The organism is Burkholderia sp. GbtcB21 (assembly GCF_019091065.1).
In the GTDB taxonomy this organism is placed as follows: Bacteria; Pseudomonadota; Gammaproteobacteria; order Burkholderiales; family Burkholderiaceae; genus Burkholderia; species Burkholderia pyrrocinia_C.
Map to the genome: position 1 here is coordinate 1 of NZ_JAGXKA010000286.1, position 263 is coordinate 263.

Sequence of the window (263 nt, forward strand, 5' to 3'; positions counted from 1 at the left end):
GAACTTCGCACGCAGCACCGGATCCTGCGTCGCGGCGCCGACCGGGCACGTGTTCAGGTGGCACTTGCGCATCATGATGCAGCCTTCGACGACGTGCGGTGCCGTCGCGAAGCCGAATTCGTCCGCGCCGAGCAGCGCGCCGTTCACGACGTCGCGGCCCGTCTTCATCTGGCCGTCGGCCTGCACGCGGATGCGACCGCGCAGGCGGTTCAGCACCAGCGTCTGCTGCGTTTCGGCGAGGCCGAGTTCCCACGGCGTACCCG

At 69.6% G+C, this 263-nt stretch carries 1 protein-coding gene; it reads right to left on the bottom strand.

The annotated features are described in order from the left end of the window. A partial coding sequence (locus tag KVT39_RS36965; protein ID WP_217591487.1) for a glutamate synthase-related protein occupies positions 1-263 on the bottom strand: 263 nt, incomplete at both ends.